Source organism: Streptomyces sp. NPDC043996 (assembly GCF_056435225.1).
Map to the genome: position 1 here is coordinate 314,901 of NZ_JBWKEY010000005.1, position 24,546 is coordinate 339,446.

Sequence of the window (24,546 nt, forward strand, 5' to 3'; positions counted from 1 at the left end):
ATCTCTCCTCCCGCCGTGCGCCCCGGAGCGGAGGACTCGCACCTATTTATCCGGAATGCGGGATTCATGGAACTTTCGCCGGACGCCGTGAGTCTCATGAAGTGAATGCAGAACCACGGCTGAACACGGGGGTGTTCGACCTTGACCGACATCGGCATCGACTTAGACGTCCGCACCGAGACGGACGAGACCGGCAAGGCCAAAGAGACCACAGAGACCACAGAGGTCAACGCGGCCAGCGGGACCGCCACGACCGGCGCGGCCACGGGGGAGGCGGACGCGCGCGAGCTCGTTCCGTTCGTGGCGCCGCTGACCGTCCCGCCCGTCCTCCGCCCCGCGGGCGGCGACGTGCGCGAGGAGACGGAGATCGCGGTCCGCCAGACCTGGGTGCGGCTGCACCCGCAGCTCCCGCCCACGCTCATGTGGGGGTACGAGGGCTCGGTCCCGGGCCCCACCATCGAGGTGCGGCGCGGCGAGCGCGTCCGCATCGCGTGGACCAACCGCGTCCCCAAGGACAGCGAGTTCCCGGTCACGGCCGTCGAGGCCCCGGTCTCCTCGCCGCCGCCCAGCACGCTCCCGGGCCGCGGCGGCATCGAGCCCAACAAGGACGTGGCCGCGCTCCCCGCGTGGACGGTCACGCACGTGCACGGCGCCCAGACGGGCGGCGGCAACGACGGCTGGGCGGACAACGCGGTAGGTGAGGGAGACGCCCAGCTCTCCGAGTATCCGAACGACCACCAGGCCGTGCAGTGGTGGTATCACGACCACGCCATGAACATCACCCGCTGGAACGTGTACGCGGGCCTGTACGGCACCTATCTCGTCCGCGACGACGAGGAGGACGCGCTCCAACTCCCCGCCGGGAAGCGGGAGATCCCCCTCCTCATCGCCGACCGCAATCTGGACACGGACGAGGACGGCCGCCTGACCGGACGGCTGCTGCACAAGACCACCGTCGTCGACCCCAAGAACCCCGAGACGGGCAAGCCGGTCTCCCTCCCCTTCACCGGCCCGTACACCACGGTCAACGGCCGCATCTGGCCGTACGCGGAAGTGGCCCCGGGCTGGTATCGCTTCCGCCTGGTCAACGCCTCGAACGCCCGGACGTACGACCTCGTCCTCATCGACGAGGACGGCAAGCCGGTCCCCGGCGCGCTGTATCAGATCGGCAGCGACGGCGGCCTGCTTCCGCGCCCGGTGCCGGTCGACTTCACCGGGCCGCTGCCGACGCTTCCCGTCGCGCCCGCCGAGCGGTTCGACCTGCTCGTCGACTTCCGCGCGTTCGCGGGCAAGCGGCTCCGCCTGGTCAACAAGGGCCCGAACGCGGCGCCCGGCGTGCCCGACCCGGCGGGCGACGTGCGCTATCCGCACGTCATGGAGTTCCGCGTCGGCAGGGGCGGCCCGCCCGAGTCGTTCCGGCTCCCGGCTGTCCTCTCCGGCTCCTTCCGCGCCATCGGGCACGGCGTCCCGCACGGCCACCGCCTGGTCGTCCTGACGCCGCCCGCCACGAAGGGCGGCGGCGGACACCCGGAGATGTGGGAGATGGTGGAGGTCAAGGACCCCGGCGGCATCCCGATCCCCTCCGAAGGCGTCATCCAGCTGCGCGGCCCGGACGGCGTCACCAAGACGTACCGCAGGATCGCCCGCACCTTCAACGACGCCCTGGGCTTCACCATCGGCGAGGGCACGTACGAACAGTGGAGCTTCCTGAACCTCGCGGTGCGCCCGAACGTGACCCACCCCATGCACATCCACCTGGCCGACTTCCAGCTCCTGGGCCGGGACACCTACGACGCCTCCGGCTTCGACGTGACCGTGGGCGGCACCCGCGCCCCGATCACCCACGACCCGGCGAGGCCCGTCCCCCTCGCACCCAACGAGCGCGGCTGGAAGGACGTGTTCCGGGTCCCCGGCGGCCAGATGCTGCGCGTCATCGGCAAGTTCGACGGGGCGTACGGCCGCTTCATGTACCACTGCCACCTCTTGGAACACGAGGACATGGGCATGATGCGCCCCTTCGTCGTCCTGCCGCCCGAGGCCCTGAAGTTCGACCACGGCGGCGGCCATGGAGGGGGGCACGGCGACCACTGACCGCGAAGGACCGCCCCCGGCCTGGCCGTACGCGTGGACGTCACCCGTTCGAGAATCGTCGCGCGGGGGCACTCCGGGTAGGGCTGTGGCCGGAGGCGAGCCATGGAACAGACCGCGTTGCGTCCGAAGCCCAAGCCGGGACGCGAGCCCCGCAGTGACCGGGCACCCGACCGAGGACACCGCCCGCACGCCGCGCGCCGCCGCGGCAAACGGCTCACCACGCTGCTGCTCGGCCTGCTGTGCGCGGCGGTCCTGCTCCTCACCGGGGTCGGCCTCGGCACGGTGGGGGCCGCCGTCATCGGCATGAGCAGGCTCGCGGAGACCCAGCGGCAGGCGGGCACCGGGGCACCCGGGCAGGGCCCGGGGGCGTCGGGGCCCGCCGGGCAGGGGGCCAACGGGCAGGGGAGCGCGGGGCAGGGGGCCACCGGCGGCAAGCCGTCCGGCGCCCGGGCCGACGGAAAGGCGCCGTCGACCGCCACCGCCGTCGCCCCCTCACGGGCCGGGGCGACGGCCGCGCGCACCCCGGGCCCCCGCCCCGTCCTCGGCGTCGACGCGGTCGACGCCCCGGGCGGTGGCGGCGCGCTGCTCGTCGGCGTGCGCGTTCCGGGGCCCGGCCACAGCGCGGGCCTGGTGCGCGGTGACACCGTCGTCGCCCTCGGCGCCACCCGGGTCCGCTCGGCGGCCGACCTCGCCCGCGCGGTGGCCGCCGCGCGCCCGGGCAGGAACGTCACGCTGACGGTCCGTCACGCGGCCGGGAGCCGCCAGGTCCTGACGGCCGCCCCGGGCATCGCCACCTGACGCCCGTGACGCCCGTGACGCCCGTGACGCCCGTGACGCCCGTGACGCCCGTGACGCCCGTGACGCCCGTGACGCCCGTGATGCTCGTGACGCCCTTGACGTCCCTGACACCCCAGGCGGCGAGGCGCCCTCACACCACCCGGAAGTGCGACATCAGCCGCCGCTCGTCGTCCAGGACGTGGAAGGCGAACCCCGCGGGGGCGTCCAGGTCGACCAGGCCCTCGCCCTCCCAGGGCAGCCGCAGCGTCGAGACCACGCCGGGCCCCACGACCAGCGGCCGCCCCGCGAAGGTCGTCGCCGCGGGGGTGTGGGCATGGCCGATGATCAGGCCCGCGATCTCCGGGCGCCGCTCCACCAGGGCCGCGAGGCGGCGCGGCTCGCGCAGCGGCCACGCGGAGTCCAGGCGCGGATGGTGCACGGGCACCGGGTGGTGGTGGAAGGCCAGGAGCACCGGAGTCTCCCCGTCGAGGCCGTCGAGCCGGTCCTCCAGCCAGGCGTAGGTCTCCTCGCCGATGAGCCCGTCGTCGCTGCCCGGCACGCTGGAGTCCAGCATCAGGATCTCCGTGCCGCCGACGCGATGGGCGCTGTTCACCGGCGCCTGTGACGCGCTCACCGGGTCCTCACCGAGCAGGGCCGTGCGGAACGGCGCCCGCCGGTCGTGGTTGCCGGGACAGGTCAGGACGGGCCAGGGCGCGTCGGTGAACAGCAGGCGCGCGGCCTCCTTGTACTCGGCCTCCTCGCCGTGGTCCGCGATGTCGCCGGTCACCAGGAGCGCGTCCACGGGCCCGGGCAGCGCCCGCAGCCGCTCAAGGACGCGCTCGGCCCGCTCCGTCGCCCGCGCCGTCCCGTCCAGGTGTAGGTCACTGATCTGCGCCAGTACCAGCATGTCGTACGCCCTCCCGCACCGAAGTGCCGCCCGTGCCGTCGCTCGCACCCGCGCCGCCGTCCGCGGCGAGCTGCCGAGTTAATGGATGGAACGCATCTAACCATTAGTGGTGCGCGAGGGGAACGGCCACCCGAAAACCGGTGGCCCCCTCCCGTCAGGGCCACCCACGATGGGCGCATGCTGACGACCCTGATCGCCTTCCTCGGCGCCTGCCTGCTGATAGCCGCCTCGCCCGGACCGAGCACGGTCCTGATCATCCGCCAGTCGCTGCACAGCAGACGCGCCGGATTCATGACCGTCCTCGGCAACGAGACCGGCGTGTTCCTCTGGGGCGTCATCGCCGCCTGCGGCCTGACCGCGCTGCTCGCGGCGTCCGAGCTCGCGTACGACGTGATGCGCGTGGTCGGCGCGGGCGTGCTGCTCGTCTTCGGCGCCCAGACGCTGTGGAACGCCCGCAAGGGCAAGGGCGGGGAGGCGGTCGCCGAGGAGGCGAAGGCGCGCTCGTCGTGGTCCTCGTACCGGGGCGGTCTGCTGCTGAACCTCGCCAACCCCAAGGCCGCCGTGTTCGCGATGTCCTTCCTGCCGCAGTTCGTGCCCGCGGGCGCGCCCCAACTGCCTGCCATGGTGGGCCTCGCCGCGCTGTGGGCCGTCTTCGAGGTGGGCTACTACGGCCTGTACGTGTGGTTCGTCGGCCGGATGAAGGCCGTCCTCTCCCGGGCCGGGGTGCGCCGCCGTCTGGAGCAGGTCTCCGGCGGCGTCCTCGTGCTGCTCGGCGTCCGCCTGGCCGTGGAGGGCTGAGCGGATTCGGCAACCCGATCGCGCGGGCGGGCCCGGCGAGGCAGGATGCTGGGGGAGACCCGTGGCCACCCCACGGACCCCCGTACGCACCGCAGGCACCGCACGCACCGTACGCACCGCACGCACCGAATCCGACCGCGGCCCGCACCCCGCGGATCGCCACGAAAGACACAGGAGGCCCGATGACCCCGGCCGCGCCCGCGCCGTTCACCGCCGACGACTACCGCGCCCGCATGGACCGCGCCGCGCGCGCCGCGGCCGAAGCGGGCCTGGCCGGCGTCCTCGTCGCGCCCGGACCCGACCTGGTGTGGCTGACCGGCTACCGCGTGCCCGCCGACACCGAGCGGCTCACCCTCCTGGTGCTCGCCCCCGGCCAGGACCCGGTCCTGGTCGTGCCCACCCTGGAGGCGCCCGACGCCGCCCGCGCCGCGGGCGCGCCCGCGCTCACCTTCCGCGACTGGACCGACGGCGTCGACCCGTACGGCGTGACCGCCCCGCTGCTCGCCAAGGACGGCCGCTTCGGCATCAGCGACAACGCCTGGGCCATGCATCTCCTCGGCGTCCAGCGGCAGTTGCCCGACAGCTCCTACGTCGCGCTCACCGAGGCCCTGCCGATGCTGCGCGCGGTCAAGGACGCGGCGGAGCTGGAGCGCCTCGCCGCCGCGGGCGCCGCCGCCGACGCCACGTACGAGGAGATCCAGAAGGTGCCCTTCGCGGGCCGCAAGGAGACCGACGTCGCCGGTGACCTCGCGGACCTGCTGCGGCGGACCGGGCACGAGCAGGTGGACTTCACCGTCGTCGGCTCCGGGCCCAATGGCGCGAGCCCGCACCACGAGGCGGGCGACCGCGTCATCGAGGACGGCGACATGGTGGTCCTCGACTTCGGCGGCCTCAAGCACGGCTACGGCTCCGACACCTCCCGCACCGTCCACGTCGGCGAGCCCTCGGCCGAGGAGCGGCGCGTGCACGACGTGGTGCGCGCGGCCCAGGACGCCGCGTGCCGCGCGGTCCGCCCCGGCATCGCCTGCCAGGACGTCGACCGCGCGGCCCGTGCCGTGATCACCGAGGCCGGGTACGGCGAGTACTTCATCCACCGCACCGGCCACGGCATCGGCGTCACCACGCACGAGCCGCCGTACATGATCGAGGGCGAGGAGCAGCCGCTCGTGCCCGGCATGTGCTTCTCGGTGGAGCCCGGCATCTATCTGCCGGGCCGCTTCGGCGTGCGCATCGAGGACATCGTCACGGTCACCGAGGACGGCGGCCGCCGCCTCAACAACACCCCGCGCGAGCTGGCGATCGTCCACTGACGTCCGGCGCCGGGGCGCTCAGCCCCCCGTGAAGTGCGTGCGCGCGCTCAGCTCTTCGTGAAGTGCGCGAGCACGTCGTACGGCGGCGGGAGCGGCCGCGCGCTCGCCTCGTCGAGCCGCCGCAGCTGCTCCTCGCCGAGCTCCCAGCCCACCGCGCCGAGGTTGTCGCTCAGCTGCTCCACGGTCCGCGCGCCGACGATCGGCGCGGTCACCCCGGGCCGCTGGAGCAGCCAGCGCAGCGCCACCTGGGCGGGCGTGCGCCCCGTCTCCTCGGCGACGGCCAGGACCGTGTCGACGACCCGCCAGGTCTCCTCCGTGGCCCGCTCGTCCCACATCCCGCTGCCGCGCGCCTCCTTCGGGGGCGCGTCGCCGCGCCGGAACTTGCCCGACAGCCACCCCGCGTGCAGCGGGCTGTACGGGATGACGCCGACGCCCTCGGCCCGGCACAGCGGGAGCAGCTCCCACTCGGCCTCGCGCGCGAGGAGGTTGTAGATCGGCTGGAGGCACACGTACGGCTCCCAGGACCGCGCCCGCGCCACGTCCAGGACCTTCTGCAGCTGCCCCGGGCTGTGGTTGCTCGCGCCGAGGTAGCGCACCTTGCCCGCGCGCACCAGGGTGTCGAGCGTGGACAGGGTCTCCTCGATGGGCGTCGCCGCGTCCCACACATGGGTCTGGTAGAGGTCGATGTGGTCGGTGCCGAGCCGCCGCAGGCTCGCGTCCACGGCCGACAGGACGTGCTTGCGGCTCAGGCCGCGCGCGTTCGGGCCCTCGCCCATCGGCAGGAACACCTTGGTGGCGATGACCAGGTCGTCCCGCGTCCGGCCCTTCAGCCACTGGCCGAGGATCTCCTCCGACGCGCCCTGCCCGTACACGTCGGCGGTGTCGATGAACGTGCCGCCCGCGTCCGTGAAGGCGTCCAGCATCCGGTGTGCCGTGCGCTCCTCGGCGCCGCCGCCGAACATCATGGCGCCGAAGCACAACTCGCTGACCTGTAGCCCCGTACCGCCCAGATACCGCTGTTCCATGGACGTGCCCTCCTAGAAGTCGCCCGAGGCTACTCCGCGGCGAGCACCGCGCACGAGCGCCCGGGCAGCCGAAGCACTCCGTCCGCGCCCGGCGCCGCCACCGCGTCCCAGGCGGCGAGCACGCGCGCGTGGGGCACGCCCAGCGGGATCTCGACCGCCTCGCCGCCGAGGTTCACCGCCGTGCGCGTCTCGCCGCGCCGCACGGCGAACCAGCGCGCCGCCGGGTCGTGGGCGACGCGCACCGCCGCCAGGTCGGGGTCGGTGAGGTCCGGGCGGGCGTGGCGCAGCGCGATCAGCTGGCGGTACCAGGCGAGCACGCGCGCGTGGGGCTCCCGGTCGCGCTCGGCCCAGTCGAGGCAGGAGCGCTCCCGGGTCGCGGCGTCCTGTGGATCGGGAATGTCATCCTCCGACCAGCCGTGCGAGGCGAACTCGCGCTTCCTGCCCCGCCGTACGGCCTCCGCCAGGTCCGCGTCGGTGTGGTCGGTGAAGAACTGCCAGGGGGTCGACGCCGCCCACTCCTCGCCCATGAACAGCATCGGCGTGAACGGGCCCGTGAGCGTGAGCGCCGCCGCGCACGCCAGCAGGCCCGGAGGCAGCGAGGCGCTCAGGCGGTCGCCCTGCGCGCGGTTGCCGATCTGGTCGTGCGTCTGCGCGTACCCGAGCAGGCGGTAGCCGGGCGTCCGCAGCCGGTCCAGGGGGCGGCCGTGCGTGCGGCCGCGGAAGGCGGAGTACGTGCCGTCGTGGAAGTAGCCGTGCGTCAGGGTCTTGGCCAGGGCCGCGAAGGGGTCGCGCGCGAAGTCCGCGTAGTAGCCCTGCGCCTCGCCGGTGAGCGCGGTGTGCAGGGCGTGGTGGAAGTCGTCGTTCCACTGCGCGTCGACGCCGAGTCCGCCCCGCGCGCGCGGGGTGATGAGACGCGGGTCGTTCAGATCGGACTCGGCGATGAGCCCGAGCGGCCGCCCGAGCGCCCCGGAGAGCGCCTCCACGGCCTCGGACAGCTCCTCCAGGAACGGGCGCGCCCGGGTGTCGCACAGCGCGTGCACGGCGTCCAGGCGCAGCGCGTCGATCCGGTAGTCCCGCAGCCACGCGAGCGCGCTGCCGACGAGGAAGGCACGCACGTCGTCCGACCCCGGAGCGTCCAGGTTCACGGCGGCGCCCCACGGCGTGTGGTGGGTTTCGGTGAAGTACGGGCCGAACGCGGGCAGCTGGTTCCCGGACGGGCCGAGGTGGTTGTGCACCACGTCCAGGACGACGCCGAGCCCGTGGGCGTGCGCCGCGTCGACGAACCGCTTCAGCGCCTCGGGCCCGCCGTACGGCTCGTGCACGGCCCACAGCGACACGCCCTCGTAGCCCCAGCCGTGCCGCCCCGGGAACGGGCACACCGGCATCAGCTCGACGTGCGTGACGCCCAGGTCCACCAGGTGCCCCAGGCGCCCGGCCGCCGCGTCCAGGGTGCCCTCGCGGGTGTACGTGCCCACGTGCAGCTCGTACAGGACCGCGTCCCGCAGCGCCCGCCCCGCCCACGGCGCCCGCCAGGCGAACCGCTCGTGGTCGACGACCGCGCTCGGCCCCTCGGGCCCGTCCGGCTGCCGCGCCGAGCGCGGGTCGGGCAGCATGGGGCCGCCGTCGAGCGCGAAGCCGTACCGCGTGCCGTCCCGCGCGGGCGCGTCGGCCGTCCACCACCCGGCGCGCTCCGGGTCGCGCGCCATCGCGCGCGAGGTCCCCGCCGCGCCGTCCAGGGCCAGTTCCACGCGCTCCGCGCGCGGCGCCCACACCTCGAACCTCACCGGATGCCTCCCTCGTCGGCCCCTGTGCCCGCGCCCGCGCGCCCGCTCCGCCGTCCCTCCATGGTGCGTCCCCCAGGGCGCCCATGGTGCGTCAGAAGTGATCGCGGCGACGGCGTTCGACGCTTTCTGGACACCCGGCGGGACCTGCCCGACAATCGAGGCGTGACCACCTCTTCCCCGGCTTCCTCCGAGTACGACACGCAAGCGGCGCGGGTGACCGACGCCGAGCGGGAGCGGGCCCTTGAGGTGCTCAGGGAGGGCGCCGCGCTCGGCCGCCTCTCCCACGACACGTTCATCCGCCGCATGGAGCTGGCGCTCGCGGCCCGCCAGCGCAAGGAACTGGCCGTGCTCACCGCCGACCTGCGCGCGGAGAACCGCTGGACGCGCGTGGTCCTCTCGGCCGTCGGCGCGGTCTCCGGCTTCGGCGTCAAGCTGCGCCGGGCCTGGCAGTCCGAGAAGCTGCCGAAGCTGCTGCTCCCGGCGCCGGGTGCGCACCCGCTGCGCATCGGCCGCGACCCGGGCAACGGCCTGCGGCTGAGCCACGACACGGTCTCGCGCGTGCACGCGGAGCTGACCCATCAGGGCGGCCTGTGGGTCCTGCGCGACCTCGGCTCCACCAACGGCACGTGCGTGAACGGCCGACGGGTGATCGGCGCCGCCGTCGTCCAGTCCGGAGACCAGGTCTCCTTCGGCCACATGGCGTTCTGCCTGGCGGTGTCCTGACCCGGCTCCCGCCGGGGCCGCTCACCCGCCGCGCACGCGCGCGTGCCGGGCCGCCTCCACCGTGGTGCGCGCCTGGTGCTCGACCTGGTGCTCCAACGGCACCCAACGGGCCCTGAACCGCTCCGCGAAGGCCTCGCTCCAGCCCGTCACCAGGCGCTCCAGGCGTCCCGTCGCCGGGTCGCCCGCCTCCTCCAGGACCCGGCGCAGCATCGCGGCCGCCCGCAGCGGCAGCCGTCGCCCGAAGGCGTCCACGCTGCCGATGTACGCCATCGACGTCCCTGCGGGCGGCAGCCGCCCCCAGTCGTCGGCGAGCCCCGGCACCAGGTCGAGGGCCCACCGCGCCGCGCGAAGGAGCGGCCCCTCCGCGCCCGCGAGCCGGGGCAGCGCGTCGTCCAGGACGTCCTCCACCAGGCCCGCGTCGTGCCGCAGGCGGCGGGCGAAGCCGCGCAGGGCCGCGCCGGGCGCCGGGTGCGCCGCGACGTCGTCCACCAGGTCGCTCGCCCACATGGGCACCTCGACGATGGCGGTCACGCCGCCGTAGCGGTGGGCGTGGTGCCAGGTGGTGTGCCGGGCGTCCTCCGGCAGGCTCGGATAGGCGGCGGCCGATCCTGGCCCCGGCAGCACGTGCACGCCGGGGCCCGACACCGGCCAGCCCGCCGCGTCCGAGGCGCCCGCCTCCACCGGGATGCGCAGCCGCGCCGCCGACCTGGCGAACGGCTCGGCTAGCCCGGGGATGTCCCGGGTCAGCTGCACCCAGCTGCCGCCGAGGTCCGTGCAGTGCAGCGACACCTGGAGGTAGGGCCGCAGCTCGTCGATGACTCCCTTGAGCGCCACGGTCTCCGGCGGCAGCCGGTCCGGCGGAAGGACGGACGGCGACCACTCGGGCTGCTCGGGGCCCGCGGGGCGGAAGAAGTGCCGGTGGTAGTCCAGGAGGGTGCGGGGCGCCGGAGTGCGGTGCAGGCTCGCGCCGTCCGGATCGGCGCACAGCAGGAAGTGCCAGGAGGTGCCGTCGCGCAACGCGGCGTCGCGCAGGGCCCAGTCGGCGAGCGCCAGGAGCGTCGAGCCGCCGGTGGGCTCGTTGGCGTGCGCGCCCGCGACCACGAGCACGGCGCGCGGGGAGCGTCCGACGGACAGCAGGTGCAGGGGGCGTCCCGCGCGCGAGGAACCGACGCGGCGCAGGGCACACAGATCGGGGCGGTGGGCCGCCAGCTCCCGAGCGGACACGACGAGTTCGGGCACACTGGGATAGCTGGAATAGCGGTTTTCCGCCAGTTGACTCACCCCCGATTGGTCCGCTGACGCAATCCGCAGTACGCCACGCGCCGGTTCGGGTGTCAAGGACTCCGCGCGACAGCTTCCCGTGACCTCTGTGCGACGCGTCCATGTCGCTTTGCGAAACGCCTGGTGCGGACCCCGGGCGCGGGGTTTCAAGCGCGCTCCAAAAGTGCCACAGGAAGCGGAGTAAACAGCTCCGACACTTGTGCGAAGCCGCTGAACTCCCGCCCGGGACCGAGCAGTTCACGCCACTCGCCCGGCGGAAGCGTCAGCTCCGTGCCCCGCCATCCGCCCTCGCCGTCAAGGCGCAGGGAGAGCCTCGTCACCGCCGCCACCACCTCTCCCGAGCGGCAGTAGGCCACGCAGTGCGCGGCCCCCGGACCCGTCACCGCGAGTGGCTCATAGGTGCCCCCGCCGCCGAACGCCCCGGGGCGGCGCCCGCGCAGCCGCAGCGCCGCCACCGTCAGGGCCAGCTTCTCGTCCGCCGCGTCCCAGGAGTCCCGGCGCGCTTCGAGGCCCTCCAGGAGGCGGGGGTCGAACGTGACGGGACGGCGGTTGTCGGGGTCGACCAGCGCGTGGAAGGGGCGCTCCGTGCCCTGGTAGAGGTCAGGCACCCCCGGCATCGTCAGGTGCAGCAGCGCCGCGCCCAGGACGTGCGCGCGCACGTGCGGGGCGAGCCGGGCGGCGAACGCGGCGACCTCGCGCAGCGGCGGCCCGCACGGCCCCGCCTCCAGGAACGCCGCCACGGCCCGCTCGTAGCCCTCGTCGCGCTCGGTCCAGCTGGTGTGCAGGCCCGCCTCCCGCACGTGCTTCACCAGGGCCTCCTGAAGCCGCCGGGCCCACGCGCCGCGATCAGCGCCGGGCGCCGCGTCCGCCTCTGGTTCCGCGCCGGGCGCGCCGTCCGCGCCGGGCGCGCCGTCCGCGCCGTCCGCGCTGTCTGCCCCCGTACCCGCCGAGCCGTGCGGCGGCCCCGCGGCCGGGACGAAGCCGAGGGCCGTCTGCCAGGCCGCCCACGCCAGTTGGGGGTCAGGCGCGCGGACGCCGCCCCCGCGCGCGGTCTGCCGCGTCACCTCGTCGACCAGGTCCGCCCACCGCTCGGGGGCCTGCGTGAGGACGCAGAGCCCGGCCCGCACGTCCGCGCTGCGCTTGGTGTCATGGGTCGTCAGGACGGTGCCCGTGTACGGCCAGTCGCGCTGCACGCGCGCGCAGTGCGCGTGGAACTCGGCCACGTCCACGGCGGGCCGCCCCGGCTCCCCGCCCACCTCGACCGCCGACAGCAGCGGCACGTACCGGTAGAACGCCGTGTCCTCCGCCGACTTGGCCCGCAGCGCCGCCGCCGTCTGCGCGAACCGCGCCCGGAACGCCTCCCGCCGCGCCCCGCCCGACCGCCGCCCGAGGACCAGGTCCCGCACCACGTCGACCGCCTCGGCCTCCTCGGGGACGGCGAACACCCGCCGCGCGGCCGCGGCCGCCCCCGCCGTCAGGACCGTCGCGGGATCGGCGCCCCCTGCGGCGTACGGCCGGTAGACCTCGACGCGCACGAGGAGCTCCCGCAGGGCCGTCCGCAGGGCCCACGGCGCGTGGTCGCGCAGCGCCGGATCCGCCGCGCACAGCGCGCCCGCCTCCCGCGTGAGCCGGTCCACCTCGGCGGCCAGCTCCCGCGTGACGACCTTGTACGCGGCACGCCGCACCGTCGCCGCCCAGTCGCCGCCCCGGTCGGCGGGCGGCGCCGCGAACCGGCGGTAGCGGGTGCCAAGGCCGCGCGCCCCCGCCGGGTCCGTGAGCACCCCGTCGACGTACCGCAGCGCGTCGTAGCCGGTGGTGCCCGCCACCGGCCACGCGGCGGGCAGCCGCTCCCCGTCGGCCAGGATCTTCTCGACGACCGTCCAGCGCCCGCCCGTCGCCTCGTGCAGCCGCTGGAGGTAGGCGCCCGGGTCGGCGAGCCCGTCGGGGTGGTCGACGCGCAGGCCCTCCAGGACGCCGTCCGCGAGCAGCCGCAGCAGCGTCGCGTGGGTCGCGTCGAACACCGCGGGGTCCTCGACCCGCACGCCGATCAGATCCGAGATCGTGAAGAACCGGCGGTAGTTGAGCTCGGTGCGGGCCAGGCGCCACCAGCCGAGCCGGTACCACTGCGCGTCGAGCAGCCGCGGCAGCGGCAGCCTCGCGGTGCCGTCCCGCAGCGGGAACACCCGCTCGCGCAGCCGCAGCACCTCGCCGTCGACCCGCAGGTCCGCCAGCTCCGCGCCGATCCGGCCCCCGAGCACCGGCAGGAGCACCCTGCCGCCGCCCGCCGCCCAGTCGATGTCGAACCAGCGCGCGTACGGCGATCCGGGGCCGTCGCGCAGCACCTCCCACAGGGCGCGGTTGTGCGCCGGGTCCGCCGCCATGTGGTTCGGCACGACGTCCACGACCAGGCCGAGCCCGGCCGCCCGCGCGGCGCGCGCCAGCTCCCGGAGCCCGGCCTCGCCGCCGAGTTCGCCCCGCACGCGCGCGTGGTCCACCACGTCGTACCCGTGCTCCGAGCCCGGCACCGCCTCCAGGACCGGCGACAGATGCAGGTGCGAGACCCCGAGCGCGGCCAGGTACGGCACCGCGGCCGCGGCCGCCGCGAACGGGAACCGCGGCCGCAGCTGGAGCCGGTAGGTGGCGGTGGGCGGCTGCGGGACGGCGGGCGCCGGGCGCGGTGACGTCATGCGAACGTACGTACCCGCCTCGGCGGCTTTCGTGCCTTCGACGCATGCGGGTGGCCGCGGCGGCGCCGTTAGCGCCCGACGATGGCTGACAAGCAGCTGACAACCAGGGGAACGGCGCGTGGCCGACGCCGCCAGGCCGTGCGCTACGCCGGGCGCTGCAGCACGGTGAGGCTCCGGTCGGTCAGCGTCACGCGCTCGCCCGCCCGCACCTTCGCCCCCGTCCCCGGCGGCACCCCGTCCTCGCGCGCGGTGTCCACCACCACCTGCCACTGCCGCCCCTGGTTCACCGGCACCACGAACTCCAGCGGGTCCGGCGAGGCGTTGAACATCAGCAGGAACGAGTCATCGGTGATCCGCTCGCCGCGCGGCCCCGGCTCGGAGATCGCGTTGCCGTTGAGGAACACCGTCAGGGCCCGCGCCTGCGCCGCGCCCCAGTCCGCGGGGGCCATCTCCTCGCCCTCCGGAGTGAACCAGGAGATGTCCGAAAGATCGTCGTGCGTGCCCTCCACCGGGCGGCCGTGGAAGAAGCGCCGCCTGCGGAACACCGGGTGGTCGCGGCGCAGCCACGTCATCGCCCGCGTGAACTCAAGCAGCGTGGTCTCGCCGTCCGGCCAGCGCACCCAGGCGACCTCGTTGTCCTGGCAGTACGCGTTGTTGTTGCCGCCCTGCGTGCGGGCGAACTCGTCGCCGTGGCCGAGCATCGGCACGCCCTGGGACAGCATCAGCGTGGCGATGAAGTTGCGCAGCTGCCGGGCGCGCAGCGCGAGGACGTCCGGGTCGTCGCTGGCGCCCTCGGCGCCGCAGTTCCAGGAGCGGTTGTGGCTCTCCCCGTCCTGGTTGTCCTCGCCGTTGGCCTCGTTGTGCTTCTCGTTGTACGCCACCAGGTCGTGCAGCGTGAAGCCGTCGTGGCAGGTCACGAAGTTGATCGAGGCGAGCGGCCGCCGCCCGTCGCCCTGGTAGAGGTCGGAGGAGCCGGTCAGGCGGGACGCGAACTCCGCGAGGGTGCGCGGTTCGCCGCGCCACAGGTCCCGTACGGTGTCGCGGTACTTGCCGTTCCACTCCGTCCACAGCGGCGGGAAGTTCCCCACCTGATAGCCGCCCTCGCCGACGTCCCAGGGCTCGGCGATCAGCTTCACCTGGCTCACCACCGGGTCCTGCTGCACCAGGTCGAAGAACGACGAAAGCCGGTCCACCTCGTGGAACTGCCGCGCCAGCGTCGCCGCGAGGTCGAAGCGGAACCCGTCCACGTGCAGCTCCGTGACCCAGTACCGCAGCGAGTCCATGATCAGCTGCAGGACGTGCGGATGGCGCATCAACAGCGAGTTGCCCGTCCCCGTGGTGTCCATGTAGTGGCGGGGGTCGTCCTCCATCAGGCGGTAGTACGAGGCGTTGTCCAGGCCCCTGAAGGACAGCGTGGGACCCAGGTGGTTGCCCTCGGCCGTGTGGTTGTAGACCACGTCGAGGATGACCTCGATGCCCGCCTCGTGCAGCGCCCGGACCGCCGACTTGAACTCCAGGACCTGCTCGCCCCGGTCGCCCCAGGAGGCGTACGCGTTGTGCGGGGCGAAGAAGCCGATCGTGTTGTAGCCCCAGTAGTTGTTCAGGCCCATGTCGACCAGGCGGTGGTCGTTCACGAACTGGTGGACCGGCATCAGCTCCAGGGCGGTGACGCCGAGCCGCGTCAGATGCTCGATGACCGCCGGGTGCGCGAGCGCCGCGTAGGTCCCGCGCAGGTCATCGGGCAGCTCCGGGTGGAGCATCGTCAGGCCCTTCACATGGGCCTCGTAGATCACGGTCTCGTTGTACGGGGTGCGCGGCGGGCGGTCGTCGCCCCAGTCGAAGTACGGGTTGACCACCACGGACGTCATCATGTGCGGCGCGGAGTCCAGGTCGTTGCGCCGGTCGGGGGCGCCGAAGTGGTAGCCGTACACCTCCTCGCCCCACGTCACCCGGCCGCTCACCGCCTGCGCGTACGGATCGAGCAGGAGCTTCGCCGAGTTGCAGCGCTGCCCGCGCGCGGGGGCGTACGGGCCGTGCGCGCGAAAGCCGTACCGCTGGCCCGGCATCACGCCGGGCAGGTACGCGTGCCGTACGAAACCGTCGGACTCGCGCAGTTCCACCGCCGTCTCCGAGCCGTCGTCGTGCAGCAAACACAGCTCCACGCGGTCGGCGGCCTCCGAGAAGACCGCGAAATTGGTGCCGGCGCCGTCGTACGCGGAGCCGAGCGGATACGCCTGCCCTGGCCAGACCTGCATGCCTCTGACTCTTCCACGCTTGGCGCCTTCTCATGGGTCACGCGCACCAGAGTGTGCTCGAAAGTGGGGCAACCACAAAGGAGTTGAGTCCGTCTAACCGACTGACCACATACTCGACATGCCCATGAAATGGGCTGATGCGAGGAGAAAAGGGGGAGGACGTGCGCAATCTAGTCAGACGCCACCTCGGAAAGGTCGTGGCGGGTGGGGCCATCGCCGTGGCCGCCACCGCGGCGATGGTGGCCGTGACACTGCCGGATCAGGCCGGTGCCGGGGAGTCGGGGGACCGCGGCACCACCGTCGGATCGTCGCGCAAGGACGCGGTGGCACCCGAGGGCAAGGTCCAGGCGGCGCCCGACGAGCCCGCCGAGGGCGTCGGCAGCGACCCGCTGACCGACGCGGAGCTCACCCGGGCCCAGAAGATCGCCCTGGACGGCAACGACCTGCGCCGCAGCGCCCGCGACGTCGACGGCGACCGCGGCCCGCAGCGGCTCTCCACGAACCTGGCGGAGAACGGGCCCGGCGGGGACGAGGACGACGGCGCCCGCCGCGCCGAGATCGTCTACTACGACTACAAGAAGGACGCCGTCGTCTCCAAGACGGTGAACCTGACGACCGGCAAGGTCGAGTCGACGAACACCGCCCGTAACGTCCAGCCGCCGCCGAGCCTCGAGGAACTCTCCGAGGCGGCCCGGCTGCTCATCGCCGACGCGCACGGCAAGGGCCTGAAGGAGGACTACAAGAAGGCCACGGGCAAGACGCTCGGCGGCCCCGACGACCTGGAGCTGAGCGGCTTCATCTTCCGCAAGGAGACGCTGGAGCGCGTCCCGTCCGACCTGAAGGAGTGCGGCGCGCACCGCTGCCTCCAGGTCGTCGCCAAGGTCAAGAGCGGCCCGTGGATCGACACCAGGGCCTTCGTCGTCGACCTCAGCGACCGTCACGTCGGCCGCGTCGGCTGACCGCCCGCACCGGGCATCCCACCCACGTTCTCCTCCTGAAGGAGCCCTTTCGTATGCACGTCACGCACGGCAACAGAATCCCGCGCGCCCGCAAGGTCGCAGGAACGGCCCTTGCGGTCTCCGCGCTCCTGGGTGCCGCGATAACCACCGCGGGCCCCGCGGCGGCGGCCCCCGGGTCCGCCCCGAAGGCGCCCGCCGCGCCTCCGGCCGACTGCAGCGACGCGTACAAGATCGAGCAGACCGTCGACGGCGGTACGACCTGGCGCATGTGCTGGCACTACAACACCTACTCCGGCCTCATCCTCGACAAGATCAGCTACCAGCCCAAGGGCGAGGCCAAGCCGATCCCGGTGCTCACCAGCGCCCGCCTGGCCCAGATCCACGTGCCCTACGACGACGGCGACGCCGAGTTCGACGACGTCACCGGCACGGACTTCGGCATGCGGCTGCAGAAGATGAAGACCACCGAATGCCCTGGCGGCACCATCAAGACGGTGAAGATCCCGGACACGGGCGAGGTTCCCGGCCTGTGCGTCACCACCCGCGCGCGGGGCCACGCCTACCGCCTGAACAACGACTCCAGCACCGGCGGCACCGGCAAGGTCTACAGCACCCAGGGCAAGGACCTGCTCGTCTACACCGTCAACAAGGCCTCCTGGTACGAGTACATCACCGAGTGGCGCTTCTCCTCAGACGGCACCATCCACTCCAACGTGGGCGCGACGGGCAGCCTGTCGCCCGGCGACTTCGACGGCGGCGACGACCGCGGCTGGCCCATCGGCAAGGGCGACCAGGCCAAGGCCGAGAGCCACTCGCACAACGTCTTCTGGCGCCTGAACTTCGGCCTGGACGGCTCGCCGAAGGCCAAGGTCGAGCAGTACGACTCCAAGGTCACCCCGCCGAGCGGCCAGGGCAGCCCCACCACGCGCACGACCCGCACCCCCGTCGCCAAGGAACTCATGGGCGACCGCAAGGACATGCGCTGGTGGCGCGTGGTCAGCACCGCGGGCAAGAACAAGGACGGCCACCCGCGCAGCTACGAGTTCGTGCCCGGCGCCAGCCAGAAGCACGCAGGGCGGCCGTTCACCAAGCACGACGTGTACTTCACCCAGTACAAGAAGTGCGAGCAGTACGCCAGCAACAACATCGGCTGCCCCAACGGCTACCCGTCCAGCGTCGACAAGTGGTCGAACGGCGAGACCCTGAAGCACCCCATCTCCTGGGTCAACATCGGCTTCCACCACATCGCGCGGGACGAGGACCAGCAGCCCATGCCGGTCCACTGGCAGGGCTTCTCGCTGGCGCCGCGCGACGTGACGGCCATGAACCCGCTCACTCCTGAGGACCTGTCCGGAGTGAACGGCCGCCCGCGCACCTGAAGTCGGGCGGCGGCGTCCGAAGTTGGCGACGACCCTGCCCATCCGGCTGCACCGGCCGCCACTCCCGGAGTACCCTTCCTTGATCGTTGGCTGGGGGAGAGTCCGGGGGAGCGGAAGGCGGTGCGCGGGTGAGCTCGGAGGGGCGGGAGCCGCCCCCTGGTGGCGAGGGCCACGAGGGGAGCTCCGTGGACGTCCCCTCGGCGGTGTCCTTGGCGCGGCCGATGGAAACGGTGTCCCAGATCGGACCCGAGCTGGACTGGGGCGCCGACGCCTGGCGCGAGGTGCGTACGCGCGCCCAGCGCGCCGGGCGCGCCTACATCTGGCTGAACCTCGTGGAACAGCGGCTGCGCGCGGTCGTGGCCGCTGTTCTGCGCCCCGTCTACGAACCCGTCCACGCGGACGACTGGGTGGTCGCCGCCGCGGGCCCCGCCGGGCAGGAGTGGGTGCAGCGCGCCGTCGCCGTCCGCGAGGTGAGCCGCCGCAAGGGCTATCTGCTCGACCCCGCGGACGACAACGTCCTGAGCTTTCTGACCCTGCCCCAGCTGCGCGAGCTGGTCGTCCAGCACTGGCCGTGCTTCGAGCCGTATCTGGACGACCGGCGCGATCTCGAGCTGGCCCTGGACGAACTGGAGGTCACCCGCAACGTCGTCTCCCGCAACCGCGCCCTGTCGCCGATGGTCCTGGCCCAGGCCGAGCGGGCCGCCGGGCGCCTGTTGGAGACGCTCGGCGCGGGCTCGGACGTGCCCTCCGCCCGGCGCCTTCCGGTGGACGCCGTGGAGGAACTCGTCGGCGACCGGTACGCGGACGTCGTGGGCGTGCACGCGGACCGGGTGCGCCTGCTGCGGCAGTTCCCCGCGGAGGACCTGTTCGGGGGCGCCCGGCGCGTGGACGCGATCGGCATCGGCCTGAACCTGCTGGTGCAGAACTTCTCCGGGCGCCGCCTGGTGCGCCTCGCGGAGTCCGGCTGCCGGGTCAGGCTGCTGTTCCTGAACCCCGCGAGCAGCGCGGTCAAGCGCCGCGAGCGGGAGCTCGGCCTCAAGCGCGGGGAGCTCGGCCGGGCCGTGGAGGCTAACATCCTGCACATGCGGCGGGTCCGGGCCCGGCTGCGGGACCCGGGCGCCTTCGAGATCCAGGTCTTCGACGAGACCCCGCGCTTCACCGCCTATCTGGTCGACGGCGACGGCTCGGACGGCATCGCGGTCGTCCAGTCCTATCTGCGGCGCACGCGCGGGATGGAGGCGCCGGTCCTGGTGCTGCGCGGCGGCGGCCGCGTGGTCAAGCCGGACGACATCGGCGAACAGGGGCTCTTCGGGATATACCGGGAGGAGTTCGAGACGTCCTGGGCGGACTCGCGCCCGGTGTCGTAGGCGGAGCGCAAGCCCGTCACCCGGACGGTAAGCGGAATCCGGCCAACTGGTTGTCAGTGGCGCATGGGATCGTGGGGACCACTGGGGGAACGCACCACGACGAAGGGGGCGGCCATGGGCTGGCACCGAGAGCTGCTGATCGGCTTCGACCTGGAGACGACGGGGACGGATCCGCGCGAGGCGCGCATCGTCACCGGCGCGGTGGTCGAGGTCAGAGCGGGACAGGAGCAGGGGCGCCGCGAGTGGCTCGCCGACCCCGGAGTGCCGATCCCGGCCGACGCGGTGGCCGTGCACGGCATCACCGACGAGCGGGCGGCCGCCGAGGGCCGGCCCGCGGCGGAGGTCGCCGACGCGATCGCGGGCGTCCTGGTGTCCTCCTGGCAGTCGGGCGTCCCGGTCGTCGCGTACAACGCCGCGTTCGACCTGACCCTGCTCGCCGCCGAGCTGGCCCGCCACAACCTGCCGTCCCTGCGCGAGCGCCTGGGCGGCGCGGAGCCAGGACCGGTCGTCGACCCGTACGCCATCGACCGCACGGTGGACCGCTACCGCCGCGGCAAGCGCAACCTGGAAGCGGTCTGCGCCGAGTACGGCGTGGTGCTCGACACCGCCCACGACGCCCGCGCCGACGCCCTGGCCGCGGCCCGGCTCGCGACCGCGATAGCCGACCGCCACGCCAAGGTCGCCGACCTCGGCCCCGCGGAGCTCCACCGCCGCCAGGTGGAGTGGTACGCCGAGTGGGCGGCCGACTTCCAGGCCTTCTTGCGGCGCAAGGGGGACGCGGACGCGACCGTCGACGGCACGTGGCCCCTGCGGGAGCTGGCGGCCCATCACCGCTGACGCGGCTCGTCCTCACTCGCCGGACGGGCTCTTTTCCCCGCCCACCCGCCCCTCCATCGCGCTGGCGCGCTCGTCCTCAAACGCCGGACGGGCTAGAGCCTGCCAGTTTCAGCCCGTCCGGCGTTTGAGGACGAGGCGCGGAGCGCCGATTGGTTTTGAGCGGGGGGACGGGGGCGGCAGCACCCGGTTCGGGAAGGGGCGGGTCTGGGGCGTGCCGCGAGGCTTAGAACGGGTGCCAACGAACCGCCGCATCGCCCGCGCGCAGCGACCCCACCCGCCGCCGGAACTCGGCCAACGCCGCCCCGTTCCCGGGCGCATGCTGCGCCACCCACGCACAGCTGGCAGTCTCCCGCGCCCCCCGCAACACCGCACACCCCTCCCACTCCCGCACGTCCCACCCGTACGCCCGGGTGAACTCGGCATACGCGTCGTCCCCGAGCCCGTACCGATCCCGGGACAGCGCCATCACCACGAGATCGTGCTCGCGCAGGTCGAAGGAGAACGTCTCCAGGTCCACCAGGACGGGCCCCTCCGGCCCCACCAGGACGTTGCGCGGCAGCGCGTCCCCGTGCAGCGGACCAGGCGCGAGCCGCGGCACGAGCGCGGCGGCCGCGGCGGCGAAGCCGTCACGCCGCTCCCGGAGGTACGCCGCGTCCGCCGGGTCGATCGCGTCGCCCGCGAGCCGCAGCCACCGCTCGACACCGCCGAGCAGCTCCCGCCGGGGCAGCGCGAACGGCGGCGCGGGCAGGGCGTGCACCAGGCGCAGGAGCGCGGCCAGGTCCGCGGGGCGGGCAGGCCGGGCGGCGGCGGGAAGCCGGTGCCAGAGCGTCACCGGATGCCCCAGGGCGGAGCGGGGCTCCGGCTCGGCGGCCCGCACGGCGGGCACCCCGGCGTCGAGCAGCCAGGCGGCGACGGCCAGTTCGCGCCGCGCCCGCTCAAGGAGCTCCGGCGCGTCCCGCCCGACCTTCACCACCAGCCCGCCCGCCGCGAACACGGCGTTCTCGCCGAGCGCGAGCAGCTCGGCGCCGCCCGCGTCGAGGTCCACCGCCTCCAGGACCTTCCGCGCCCGTGCCTCGTCCATCCGTCGCCTCCCGCGCCCGTGCCGTGAGCCGGCCCTCCGTAGGCGGCCGCTTCGCCGCCGCTCGCGCGGCAAGTGTCGCATTCATACAGGCCAGGTGGGCTTTCGGCGTGCGCGGTCGCTTGACGTAGCCCGGCGGGGTCAGCACGATGACGGAGGCCGCCAGGGTGGCCAAACCGTTATCAACCGCCCAAAGGAGCCGAAGTGGTGACCTCGGCGAACCCGGCGAAGGAGAGGGAGAAGGAGCGGCCTGGCAGCGGCTCCCGGGGCCCCGGCAAGGCCGTCGACCACGGCGCCCACGGCGCCTGGTTCCTGGTCCTTCCCGCGCTGCTCCCGATCCTCGTCCTGAGCGTCGGCCCGCTGCTCTACGGCATCGCGCTCGCCTTCACCGACTCCCAGTCGGGCCGCACCGAACCCACCGAGTGGATCGGGCTCCTCAACTTCCAGGACCTGCGGCACGACACCCTTTTCTGGGACTCGTTCCGGATCGGTCTGCTGTGGGCGGTCGGCGTGACCGTGCCGCAGTTCCTGCTCGCGCTCGGCCTCGCGCTCCTGCTCAACCAGAACCTGCGCTTCCGCTGGCTGGCCCGCTCCCTCGCGATCATCCCGTGGGCGATGCCCGAGGTCGTCGTCGGCATCATGTGGCGGCTCGTCTACCACCCCGACGCGGGCGTCCTCAACGAGACGCTGCGCGACCTCGGGTTCGGCGACGGGCGCGACTGGCTGACCGGCCTCGGCACCGCGCTGCCCGCCGTCATCGTCGTCGGCGTGTGGGCGGGCATGCCGCAGACCACGGTGGCGCTGCTCGCCGGGCTGCAGAACGTGCCGCGCGAGCTGCACGAGGCGGCCGCGATGGACGGCGCGGGCGCCTGGCGCCGCTTCACCACCGTCACCTGGCCCGCCCTGCGGCCCATCGCCCTCGCCATCACGGCGCTCAACTTCATCTGGAACTTCAACTCCTTCGCCCTGGTGTACGTGCTCACCAACGGCGGCCCGGGCGGCCGCACCCGCCTTCCGATGCTGTTCGCGTACGAGGAGGCGTTCCGCTACGGCCAGTTCGGCTACGCGGCGGCGATGGGCTGTGTGATGGTCGCGGTGATCTCGGTGCTGCTCGCCGTGTATCTCGTGGGCCGACTGAGGGGAGCCGACGAACGATGACGGCACGGACCAGCAGACCCGCGCGCGTGGGCCAGTACGTGGCGCTGCTCGCGTACCTCGTCTTCCTCGTGTTCCCGTTCCTGTGGCTGCTCTCCACGTCCTTCAAACCGGCCCGCGAGCTCGGCAGCCTGCACCCGACGTGGATCCCGAAGGACCCCACGCTCGCCAACTACCGCCAGGCCTTCGACGAGCAGCCGCTCCTCGAAGCCGCCGGGAACTCCCTGGTCGCCGCCCTCGGAGCGGCCACGATCGCCGTCGTCATCGCGACCCCGATGGCCTATGTGATGGCCCGGCACCGCACGCTCCTGGCGCGGGCCGCGACCGGCTGGGTCGTCGTCAGCCAGGCGTTCCCGTTCGTCCTGGTGATCATTCCGCTGTTCCTCGTCCTGAAGAACCTGCACCTGATCAACTCGCTGCCGGGCCTGATCATGGTGTACGTGGTGTGGGCGCTGCCGTTCGCGCTGTGGATGCTCGTCGGGTACGTCCGCGCCGTGCCGGTGGAGCTGGAGGAGGCCGCGGCGGTCGACGGCGCCGGACGCCTGCGCACGCTGGTGTCGGTCACCGCGCCGCTGCTCGCTCCGGGCATCGTGGCGACGGCCCTGTTCGCCTTCATCACCGCCTGGAACGAGTTCTTCTTCGCCCTCGTGCTGCTCAAGACCCCGGAGAAACAGACCTTGCCGGTCGTCCTCACGCACTTCCTCGGCGCGGAGGGCGTGGCCGACCTCGGGCCGCTCGCCGCCGCCGCGTTCCTCGCGACCCTGCCCTCGCTCGTGGTGTTCGCCCTCATCCAGAAGCGGATCACCGGCGGCATGCTGGCCGGGGCGGTGAAGAGCTGATGCGGCGGGCGCGCGTCGTGGGGGCGGTGGCCGCCGCGCTCGTCCTGCTGCTCGCGGGCTGCTCGGGCGGCGACGAGGACTCCGGCGGCAGGATCACCCTGCGCTTCCAGTCCCTCGCCTGGCAACAGGAGTCCGTCGCGGCGAACAAGGAGCTGGTGGCCCGCTGGAACGCCACCCACCCGGACGTCAAGGTGGAGTACGTCCAGGGGAGTTGGACGAGCGTCCACGACCAGCTGCTCACCTCCTTCGAGGGCGGCGAGGCCCCGGACGTCATCCACGACGCCTCCGACGACCTCGCCGACTTCGCGTACGGCGGCTATCTCGCGGACCTCACCGACCTGCTGCCCCGGCGGCTGAGGGCCGACATCCCGCGGGCGAGCTGGGACACCGCGACCTTCGGCGGCAAGGTGTACGGCGTGCCGTTCCTCCAGGAGCCGCGCGTGCTCATCGCCAACGCGGCCTGGCTGAGGGAGTCAGGGGTGCGCGTCCCGACCCCCGACAAGCCGTGGAGCTGGCCGGAGTTCCGCTCGATCACGCGGGAGCTCGGCAGCGGCAAGGGCAGGTTCGGGGTGGCCTGGCCGCTGAAGGACCCGGTGTCGGCGACGCTCAACCTGTCGCTCTCGGCGGGCGGCCAGCTGTTCCACCGGCGCCCGGACGGAAAGGCCGAGATCCGCTTCGAGGACGCCGACGCGGTGGTGCCGCGCACCATCCACGACCAGGTCAACGTGGACGGGAGCGCGTCCGGGGCGACGCTCGGCATGGGCGGCTCGGACACGCTGCCCGGCTTCTTCGGCGGCAAGTACGCGATGGTGCCGCTCGGCTTCTCCTACCGCCAGCAGATCGTCCAGCAGGCGCCGAAGGGCTTCGACTGGCAGGTGCTCCCCGCGCCCGCCGGGGCCGACGGGCTCGTCCAGGGCGTCAGCCCGCAGACCCTGTCGATCGCCGAGGACAGCCCGCACAAGAAGGAGGCGGCGGCGTTCATCGACTTCTTCCTGCGGCCCGCGAACATGGTGCGGCTCGCCCGCGGCGACTGGATGCTGCCCACCGGCACCCAGGCGCTGGGGGACCCGGCGCTGCGCACGGCGAAGGACGACTGGGCCACCGGCACGGCGCTCGCCCGCTTCCTCTGCCCCGCCCCGGCCCAGTCCGTGCGCGGCTACCCGGAGTGGAAGGACAAGGTCGCCACGCCCGCGCTCCAGGAGTACTACAGCGGCGCGATCGGCCTGGACGAGCTGCGCGAGCGCCTGGTCAAGGACGGCAACCTGGTCCTGCGCCGCTACCAGCGCTGACCCCG

Annotated in this window: 19 protein-coding genes; 12 read left to right on the plus strand and 7 right to left on the minus strand. The window is 73.6% G+C overall.

Translation table 11 applies throughout. The features are described from left to right. Nucleotides 1-300: 300 nt before the first annotated feature. Nucleotides 301-2,091, plus strand: a complete 1,791-nt coding sequence (gene phsA, locus AC07A4_RS15475; protein ID WP_478598919.1) for an O-aminophenol oxidase PhsA — start codon at nucleotides 301-303, stop codon at nucleotides 2,089-2,091. 102 nt (nucleotides 2,092-2,193) lie between these two features. Continuing rightward, complete coding sequence (locus tag AC07A4_RS15480; protein ID WP_478598100.1) at nucleotides 2,194-2,889, plus strand: PDZ domain-containing protein; 696 nt, start codon at nucleotides 2,194-2,196, stop codon at nucleotides 2,887-2,889. Between the two features lie 130 nt (nucleotides 2,890-3,019). On the opposite strand, the gene AC07A4_RS15485 is transcribed toward AC07A4_RS15480, so the two are convergent. Further along, complete coding sequence (locus AC07A4_RS15485) at nucleotides 3,020-3,775, minus strand: metallophosphoesterase (protein WP_478598102.1); 756 nt, start codon at nucleotides 3,773-3,775, stop codon at nucleotides 3,020-3,022. Nucleotides 3,776-3,952: 177 nt separating this feature from the next. On the opposite strand from AC07A4_RS15485, the gene AC07A4_RS15490 reads away from it, so the two are divergent. After that, on the plus strand, nucleotides 3,953-4,573 hold the full coding sequence (locus AC07A4_RS15490) for a LysE family translocator (RefSeq protein WP_478598105.1): 621 nt from the start codon (nucleotides 3,953-3,955) through the stop codon (nucleotides 4,571-4,573). A gap of 182 nt (nucleotides 4,574-4,755) precedes the next feature. Beyond that, entirely contained in the window at nucleotides 4,756-5,883 is a 1,128-nt protein-coding gene (locus AC07A4_RS15495) for a M24 family metallopeptidase (RefSeq protein WP_478598107.1), read from the plus strand. A 47-nt stretch (nucleotides 5,884-5,930) separates the two neighbouring features. On the opposite strand, the gene AC07A4_RS15500 is transcribed toward AC07A4_RS15495, so the two are convergent. Beyond that, nucleotides 5,931-6,908 (minus strand): aldo/keto reductase, encoded by a 978-nt coding sequence (locus AC07A4_RS15500; protein ID WP_478598110.1) that lies wholly within the window; start codon nucleotides 6,906-6,908, stop codon nucleotides 5,931-5,933. Between the two features lie 29 nt (nucleotides 6,909-6,937). Beyond that, complete coding sequence (gene treZ / locus AC07A4_RS15505) at nucleotides 6,938-8,692, minus strand: malto-oligosyltrehalose trehalohydrolase (RefSeq protein WP_478598113.1); 1,755 nt, start codon at nucleotides 8,690-8,692, stop codon at nucleotides 6,938-6,940. 162 nt (nucleotides 8,693-8,854) lie between these two features. Between treZ and AC07A4_RS15510 the strand changes: the two genes are divergently transcribed. Further along, a complete protein-coding gene (locus AC07A4_RS15510) occupies nucleotides 8,855-9,415 on the plus strand; it encodes an FHA domain-containing protein (protein WP_478598116.1) in 561 nt (186 codons plus the stop codon). A gap of 21 nt (nucleotides 9,416-9,436) precedes the next feature. On the opposite strand, the gene AC07A4_RS15515 is transcribed toward AC07A4_RS15510, so the two are convergent. The 3 genes from AC07A4_RS15515 to glgX form a co-directional block, all read right to left on the minus strand. Next, nucleotides 9,437-10,696 carry a M14 family zinc carboxypeptidase gene (locus tag AC07A4_RS15515; protein ID WP_478598119.1) on the minus strand — a complete coding sequence of 420 codons (1,260 nt, stop codon included), beginning with the start codon at nucleotides 10,694-10,696 and terminating at the stop codon, nucleotides 9,437-9,439. A gap of 146 nt (nucleotides 10,697-10,842) precedes the next feature. Continuing rightward, on the minus strand, nucleotides 10,843-13,383 hold the full coding sequence (treY, locus tag AC07A4_RS15520) for a malto-oligosyltrehalose synthase (RefSeq protein WP_478598121.1): 2,541 nt from the start codon (nucleotides 13,381-13,383) through the stop codon (nucleotides 10,843-10,845). 143 nt (nucleotides 13,384-13,526) lie between these two features. Further along, the gene (glgX, locus tag AC07A4_RS15525; RefSeq protein WP_478598124.1) at nucleotides 13,527-15,638 is read right to left on the minus strand and encodes a glycogen debranching protein GlgX; all 2,112 of its coding nucleotides are present in this window, start codon (nucleotides 15,636-15,638) and stop codon (nucleotides 13,527-13,529) included. A 161-nt stretch (nucleotides 15,639-15,799) separates the two neighbouring features. On the opposite strand from glgX, the gene AC07A4_RS15530 reads away from it, so the two are divergent. The 4 genes from AC07A4_RS15530 (at nucleotide 15,800) to AC07A4_RS15545 (ending at nucleotide 20,180) form a co-directional block, all read left to right on the plus strand. Then, on the plus strand, nucleotides 15,800-16,597 hold the full coding sequence (locus AC07A4_RS15530) for a Tat pathway signal sequence domain protein (RefSeq protein ID WP_478598127.1): 798 nt from the start codon (nucleotides 15,800-15,802) through the stop codon (nucleotides 16,595-16,597). 53 nt (nucleotides 16,598-16,650) lie between these two features. Continuing rightward, nucleotides 16,651-17,976, plus strand: a complete 1,326-nt coding sequence (locus AC07A4_RS15535) for a copper amine oxidase (RefSeq protein ID WP_478598129.1) — start codon at nucleotides 16,651-16,653, stop codon at nucleotides 17,974-17,976. Nucleotides 17,977-18,104: 128 nt separating this feature from the next. After that, nucleotides 18,105-19,343 (plus strand): SAV2148 family HEPN domain-containing protein, encoded by a 1,239-nt coding sequence (locus AC07A4_RS15540; protein WP_478598131.1) that lies wholly within the window; start codon nucleotides 18,105-18,107, stop codon nucleotides 19,341-19,343. 114 nt (nucleotides 19,344-19,457) lie between these two features. Then, a complete protein-coding gene (locus AC07A4_RS15545; protein WP_478598134.1) occupies nucleotides 19,458-20,180 on the plus strand; it encodes an exonuclease domain-containing protein in 723 nt (240 codons plus the stop codon). Between the two features lie 223 nt (nucleotides 20,181-20,403). On the opposite strand, the gene AC07A4_RS15550 is transcribed toward AC07A4_RS15545, so the two are convergent. Continuing rightward, nucleotides 20,404-21,261: a phosphotransferase gene (locus tag AC07A4_RS15550; protein WP_478598136.1), complete on the minus strand. Its 858-nt coding sequence runs from the start codon at nucleotides 21,259-21,261 to the stop codon at nucleotides 20,404-20,406. A gap of 309 nt (nucleotides 21,262-21,570) precedes the next feature. Between AC07A4_RS15550 and AC07A4_RS15555 the strand changes: the two genes are divergently transcribed. The 3 genes from AC07A4_RS15555 to AC07A4_RS15565 are packed head-to-tail and all read left to right on the plus strand — an operon-like array spanning nucleotide 21,571 to nucleotide 24,541. Then, nucleotides 21,571-22,416, plus strand: coding sequence for a carbohydrate ABC transporter permease (locus AC07A4_RS15555; protein WP_478598921.1), 846 nt, complete (start codon nucleotides 21,571-21,573; stop codon nucleotides 22,414-22,416). Then, nucleotides 22,413-23,252: a carbohydrate ABC transporter permease gene (locus tag AC07A4_RS15560; RefSeq protein ID WP_478598138.1), complete on the plus strand. Its 840-nt coding sequence runs from the start codon at nucleotides 22,413-22,415 to the stop codon at nucleotides 23,250-23,252. The genes AC07A4_RS15555 and AC07A4_RS15560 overlap by 4 nt, the downstream gene beginning before the upstream one ends. Then, complete coding sequence (locus AC07A4_RS15565; RefSeq protein ID WP_478598141.1) at nucleotides 23,252-24,541, plus strand: ABC transporter substrate-binding protein; 1,290 nt, start codon at nucleotides 23,252-23,254, stop codon at nucleotides 24,539-24,541. The genes AC07A4_RS15560 and AC07A4_RS15565 overlap by 1 nt, the downstream gene beginning before the upstream one ends. Nucleotides 24,542-24,546 lie beyond the last annotated feature (5 nt).